A 6,640-nucleotide genomic window follows, 5' to 3' on the forward strand; every position below is an offset into this window, starting at 1 on the left:
CCACAAGGCGGCGATGGTCGTTGCGCGCTGTTCGACATAGGAGAGGGACACATTGCGGTTCATGGCGCCGTCGTAGACGAAGGGGGCGGTCATACCGGTCAGCCACAGCGCGCCGGTGAAGGTGGTGGGCTACCAACCACGCCGCACGCCGGCACGGAACGCTCGCGGCGCGATGCTCTTCCGCGTAGACGCGCCATCTTCGTGAGAGGCTCGTGTCAGCGACGAAGACCAGCTTCGCCGCCTCGAGGCCGAGCTGGCCCTCCACCCTTGTCACTCTGTCTCGCCCCATCGCATTGGGCAAGGATGCGTTGCACCTCCTTCATGACGAAGCTTGAAAGCTCGGAGTGGCGTGTGTCATTTCGATTATTGCTCGACCCAGTCATAGTTGGCTTTCCCGATGGCATTGGACCGCCGAAGCGCGGAGAAGACATTAAAGGTCCGAGGCGGATGTCGCGTTCGCAGACTCGGCCGCGTTGTGAGCAAATCGAGCGCTGGTAGATCTCGACCCGTCCGGAGCAGCAGCCCACCGTGAGAATGCCTTCGTCGAGCTTCTTGCAGCAGACATGATTGGTAGACACGCCCGCAGGAACTGGCTCCGCCAAAACATCTCCAAGCCGTGGAGTCCGTCTAAACTCCGGCTTTCTGCATGCTCCACATCGCGACTCGGTTCGGCATTTCGATGAGGTCGGTGAGGGTGCTTCGGCGCGCTATTGGCTCAACAACTTGACCCAGCCTCACATCGCCCACAAAGTCCCACCAAATACCTTGCATCTTGTGAGCCAGAATCTTACGTTCTTCGAGTGTTTGGACATCTGGCCACTTTGCCCGGAGGATCTCATATTCGTCATTCTCAGGCCAGCCGAACCAACCATTCTCCCCCCGCGCATCCAACGCCACAGAGGCGGTAGGATCGCCTTGGACTGCATCGGAATCGTTTGTGATGAAGACGCTCCAGCCACCGCTCTCGACGGGACCCTTGTTGGCCCGACGCGCTACTAGTCCACCCCAGTCGCTCGGCGCCAGTTCGGCGTTGACCCCAATCTTACGGAGGGAGTCAGCTAACAGCTGCGCCGCATTACTGGCCTGCGCCCAGTCCGTGGGCTGGAGGATGACGACCTTTTCACCGGCATATCCCGCTTCCTGGAACAGTTGCTTAGCGCGTTCAGGGTCGCCGCCCTTCTTGAACCACCCTGTGTTAGCGTCATTGGTATAGGGAGTACTGTTCCCGAATATCGAGGTCAGGGTATGGGCATATTTTTGATCGGGAGCCAAGATGCGCAGGAACGCCTCCTGATCGATTAGATGAAGCATCGCTTGGCGCGCTTTCACATTGTCGAACGGCTTTTGCAAGTGGTTCATCCGCAGAAAATAATCAAAGCCTGACTTATCCAGAGCCTGCAATGCAAGGCTGGGATCGCTCTCAATCGCTGAATAAAAATCGGCGGCTGGAGTTTCCAGGAAATCGACCTCACCTGCCTGCAAGGCACTCAAAGCAGTCTGCTGATCGGCGATATTTTCCCAGATGACACGATCGACCTTAACGACCTTCCCGCCAGCAAATCCGTCGGGCGGCTCTCTGCGTGGTACATATTTTTCGTTGCGATCATAGGCAAAGCTCGCGCCCGGCTTGGCGAGTGCATGATTAAACTTGAACGGCCCCGAACCGATATTCGAGGTCACCTGCTCGGTTGGGGGGCGATCGGCATCCGCCTCGCGCATGATAAACGGCGTACTCCCCGCGAATGTTGCCAAACGATCGATCAACAATCCTAGCGGCTTCTTGAGCGCGATGGTGAAGGTTTTGTCATCTTTCTTGGAGATGTCTTGGGCTCGCTCCTTGAGCAGTTGGCCACTAGAGGTCTGGGCCCAGCGACGGATCGATGCGACGCAGTCCGCCGCAGTGACGGGGGTGCCATCGTGCCAACCCAGGCCGTCCCGCAGCTCAAATGTGTAGGTCTTCTTATCGTCCGACACGCCCCACTTCCCGACCATTTGCGGTTGTGGCATAAACTTGGAGTCAAGCGCAAAAAGCGTGTCGTAGATCGCCAGTCCGTGGTTCTGTGTGGTGCCACTAGACGAGACCATTGGGTCGAATGCAGTCAATGGTTGAGCCAACACCATGCGTACGGCCCGAGTGTCAGCTGAGGCCCCCTGCGCCCGCAGGATCGACGGTATCGACATAGCGGTTCCGGCGGCCATGCTCATCTTGATGAGGTTGCGTCGAGAAATTTCCATCTTTAGTTCCCCTTTTTTTGACAATGGCGCGGCTTACCGCAATATCGACAGGATCACGCCGATCCGGGTCGGCATCTGATTCAATCGCGACCCAGCAGCATGGCCCGGCCCGCTACCTCACTCGGCGCAAGTTCGGCAGTGACTGACGCCCAGGTAATTGGCGACAAGCCTCGGGGTTGCTCCAATTGGGCCTCAAGCCTGAACATCAATCAAAAGCCATTGGCATTACTCCCCCGTTCCAAAGTGCGTTGGCTGCCCGCGCACCTTGCCCGGCGTTACGCAGGCTCACTCCGCCTATTGCAAGCGAGCAAGACGTTTCGCGTAATCTGCTCGACGGCGGGATCAGGCGGGAACACCGGAGGCTCGAGGCTACGAGTGGCCGTCCAATCGATCGACGATACAAGGCCAAATACCCAATCGATGGTCGGCGCGTTGAACAACATGCCTTTGCCAGGCTCTTCGTGAAGCACCATGGTGACAAATCCACCCGTGCCCCCCAGATGTTCCCGCTGGCCGGGAGTGAAGACGGGTGGCCAGGCGCGAAAGTCCCACTCGCCCCAGCTACGGCAGTCAGCGACAGCGAGAAGTTTAGTCCCGGGGAGTGCCCCATCAGCGAATGTGAGTTCGGGACGGGTGCCGAACATCTCAACTTCCAGACCATCTGCCTCATGCCCGATGAGCTTCATTTCTGCGCCAAAGGTGTCTCCTTCTTTCAACTGCAATCCATCGAAAACCCAGTGTTCAGGATCACATATCGTGAAGCCGCAAGGTGGGCGCGTAGGGCCACCGAACATCTCCCACCACCACATCGCGCCGCCCGTCACTACTTCCCGCGGCGATCCCGGACGCCTGACGCTGTTGTAAACGCCGGTCGTAGGGATGGTTGATCTTTCGCGCAGCTTCCAAACATCTCCCGTGAGGAGGCGATCGGGCGTCGGCGAGGCAGTGAGTAGCGGGTCAAGCAATTCTCTGCCGTCGCCGTCCTCATTGTCGAAAGGATCTGACGAGTAATAGCTGCCTGCCTCTTTGTAGCACTCGATCGTTGTTCTGTCTTGGGTTTCCCGGACCAGATAACCAACAAGGTTGCCGCCGAAGAATATCGTATGGCCGCCGGAGTCCCGAAAGTCGCGTATGGCGTCGATCTGGTCCGCCGTCCAGTACTCGTCATGACCGATCGTCACCAAGGTGCCGTAGTCGGCAAGCTTTACATGTCCGGCAGATATGTCGAGCCCAGAGCAAAAGTCTACGGCGATGCCCTCGCGTTCCAGCCAGTCAACAAAAGCAAACGTATAGGCCGCTTTAAATGGATAAGGACACAGAATACCTTCGCCGGGATAGCAAAGGCCAATTCCAGGTCGATGGATAGATGCTTTGAAGCCGCGCAACTCTTCCAGACGCTGGCCATCGTCAGTACGCCCGACGTATAGATTTTTATTGTGCCAAATGTGGTAGGCGAGCCAGCTTGCAACATTCACCTGGCAGAGGATGCGCGTAGCCGGACGATCATCGGCTTTTCTTACGATGAACAGCGCGTCTTCGCCGGCTCGGTCCGAAGATCGGCCTTGCGGTTCGTCGGCGGAACAGAACTGGGCGATGTAAACACCGCTGCTCCAATCTGGGGGGATTTTTTCAACGAGGATTACCTTCGGCCATCGGCATCCCTCGGAATCCGCGTCGCCAGAGCTCAGGCGACGTCCGGCCGCCGATGCGGGAAGCCGGTGCGGTTTGATAGGGCCGAAGCGCTGGACAAAGGAGAGCTTTGGGACCTGGCGCGCGTCTTCGCATCCGGTCACCCGATAAATGTCCACATAGCAATGTTCGGGTGACCGTGTTGCCACGTGTGCAGCCAACTCCTGCCCCGGTCGAACGCTGATCTCATTCATATAACCGGCAAAGTACGGCACTTCTTCCCGGCCAGAGGCAGGGAAAGGAAGAAAACGATGATCTGTCGCCAGTGAAGGATGCGGATGGACTCCGGGAAGGAACGTCTCCGTCTGAGCGGGGACCTTGCGACGCATCGCCATTGGCGGCTCTTGCATCAGTTTGGGCACTGGGCACCTCCTTCGAGTGGACAAAGCGATGCGAAAGTCCGAAACCTGCTCCAGTTCGCATCTTCTTTAAGCAGGTGGTTAAAGTGGTGACCGTTTTACGTCCAATGCAGTTTATATATGTTCGTCATCTAGCAGCGAGATGCCTAACCTGCGTAGAGTCGAGGAAGGGCTCGGTCGCTTGGGCCGTGTCGGCATCGCTCCGTTTCCCTTCCCCGCTCATCGAACTGGACGTGCGGATTTCCCGCATCCAGCTCTCCGACTGGCTTCATCGCGAGGCACACGGCGGTGGTCCAATGTGCACGCGTCGCAGACGCAAGACGCCGAGTTCGCCGAAGACTTGATCGTCGGAGAACCTCTGCGTGCCGCGCCCTTGCACCTTGCGCCGTTTTGCACAGGATCGGCGACAAGCGGTTCTACGCGCTCAGGCGCAAGGCCACTCCCGGGGTAGATGGCATGACGTGGCAGGACTACGAGGCAGACCTCGAGCTTCGGCTTGAGGATCTGCACAAACGGGTTCAACGGGGAGCATACCGCCCGCAACCGCCCTGAACGATCTTGTCCTCCAGAGCTGCAATCGCCAGCGGCCGCTGCTTTCCATCCGCCTTCGGTATAAACGTCCGGCGAGATGTCTACAATCCAGTTCACCTTTCGTGTTTTGATCGCCGTCGACAGTGCGTCCAGCGCATCATCGGCCCCCGTCCGGGACGAAAAAACCAACGAAGTCGCCTTCGTAGATGGCATTGAGCACCATGACCGACCGCCGCCTTGAGGCCGCTACCCTCATGCCGAACGGGTCTCCCCAGTTGCCGTGCCCATGTCGATTGCTTCCCCGTTCACGCGGCCTTCCCCGAATCTCAGCTAGTAGCTCTGCACAGAGGATTTGACAGGTTCGATGGGTTGCAACCTGGGTAGGCTATCGGGTTCGACGAGCAGTTCGATGCTTCGTGCAACACCAGGCTGTCTGCGGATCAATCCGGCACGCTCGAGGGTGAGCACCATCTGATGGACGGAAGGCGCGGTGACGCCGAAGAAGCGTTGCATGTCGCGTTCGGCCGGCGGCTGGCGGTTGACCTGCATGTAAGCCCAGATGAAGGCGAGATACTGCCCCTGTTTGTCGGTGAATCGGGGTCGGGCAGGCGGCTGTCGGTCAAGCAATTGATTCATTTGTCGATTCATCCGGAACCTCCGCACCCGAAGGAGGCCATCCGGATGAATATACGCTATCGCGTCGATCTCGACCAACCCGAACGCGACGAACTCATGAGCATACTGCGCAGCGGCAAGCATCCGGCGCGCAAGCTCAAGCGGGCACAGATCCTGCTCGCCGCCGATGCCAGCCACAGCGACGAGACCATTGCGACGACGGTGGTGGTCGGCGGCTCCACGGTCTACCGCACCAAGCGCCGTTTCGTGGAGATGGGTCTGGAGGCGGCGCTCAGCGAAGAGCCGCGCCCCGGCGCGGAGCGCAAGCTGAGCGGCAAGGAGGAAGCCTTGCTGGTGGCCACCGCCTGCTCCAACCCGCCGCCCGGGCGGGCCCGCTGGACACTGGAGCTGCTGGCCGACGCGTTCGTCAAGCTGACCGAGCATGAGCAACTGTCGCGCGAGACAGTGCGCCGGCGCTTGGCCGAGAACGATCTCAAGCCGTGGCGCAAGGACATGTGGTGCATTCCCAAGGTCAACGCCGAGTATGTCGCGCGCATGGAGGATGTGCTCGACCTCTATGCCGAGACACCCGATCCGGCGCGGCCGGTCGTGTGCTTCGACGAAAGCCCGACCCAGCTCATAGGCGAAGTGCGCCAGCCCATCCCAGCCGCACCGGGCAGGCTGGAGCGCTATGACTGCGAGTACAAGCGCAACGGCACCGCCAACCTGTTCGTCTTCCTCGACGCGCACCGCTCATGGCGCAAGGTGAAGGTCACCGAGCGGCGCGCGGCCGACGACTTTGCCCACTGCATGCGCGACCTCGTCGACATCCATTATCCCGAGGCCGAGCGCATCCGGGTCGTCCTCGACAATCTGTCGACCCACTCGCCCGCCGCGCTCTATCAGGCCCTGCCGCCATCACAGGCGCGACGCATCCTGCGACGGCTGGAGTTTCACTACACGCCCAAGCACGCCAGCTGGCTCAACATGGTCGAGATCGAGATCAGCGTCCTGCGCAGCCAGTGCCTCGACCGTCGCATCGAAAGCCGCGATAGCCTCGTCGCCGAGGTCGCCGCCTGGCAACACCAACGAAACGCCAGTGGCGCCCGCATCAACTGGATGTTCTCAACCCAACAGGCCCGCCTCAAAATGGCCAAGGCCTACCCAAAGCCAACCGTCAAAGAGTCATAATCTCTGTGCAGAGGTACTAG

General features: G+C 59.5%; 4 protein-coding genes and 2 pseudogenes. 1 reads left to right on the forward strand and 5 read right to left on the reverse strand.

The features are described 5' to 3' along the window. The 5 genes and pseudogenes from MESCI2_RS01000000135660 to MESCI2_RS1000000137505 form a co-directional block, all read right to left on the reverse strand. Nucleotides 1–262, reverse strand: a pseudogene (locus tag MESCI2_RS01000000135660) (IS630-like element ISSpo6 family transposase); the annotation flags it as partial. 365 nt (nt 263–627) lie between these two features. Further along, nucleotides 628–2,235: an ABC transporter substrate-binding protein gene (locus MESCI2_RS0125610; protein WP_027038972.1), complete on the reverse strand. Its 1,608-nt coding sequence runs from the start codon at nt 2,233–2,235 to the stop codon at nt 628–630. Nucleotides 2,236–2,510: 275 nt separating this feature from the next. Beyond that, nucleotides 2,511–4,286 carry a DUF4350 domain-containing protein gene (locus MESCI2_RS0125615; protein WP_155936677.1) on the reverse strand — a complete coding sequence of 592 codons (1,776 nt, stop codon included), beginning with the start codon at nt 4,284–4,286 and terminating at the stop codon, nt 2,511–2,513. Nucleotides 4,287–4,828: 542 nt separating this feature from the next. Next, nucleotides 4,829–4,909 (reverse strand): annotated as a pseudogene (locus MESCI2_RS1000000137500) (maturase); the annotation flags it as partial. Nucleotides 4,910–5,144: 235 nt separating this feature from the next. After that, nucleotides 5,145–5,450 carry a LexA family protein gene (locus MESCI2_RS1000000137505; protein ID WP_032901297.1) on the reverse strand — a complete coding sequence of 102 codons (306 nt, stop codon included), beginning with the start codon at nt 5,448–5,450 and terminating at the stop codon, nt 5,145–5,147. A gap of 45 nt (nt 5,451–5,495) precedes the next feature. Between MESCI2_RS1000000137505 and MESCI2_RS0125630 the strand changes: the two genes are divergently transcribed. Next, complete coding sequence (locus MESCI2_RS0125630) at nt 5,496–6,620, forward strand: IS630 family transposase (protein ID WP_027038787.1); 1,125 nt, start codon at nt 5,496–5,498, stop codon at nt 6,618–6,620. Nucleotides 6,621–6,640: the final 20 nt, after the last annotated feature.

Source organism: Mesorhizobium ciceri WSM4083 (assembly GCF_000519305.1).
Lineage (GTDB): Bacteria > Pseudomonadota > Alphaproteobacteria > Rhizobiales > Rhizobiaceae > Mesorhizobium > Mesorhizobium ciceri_B.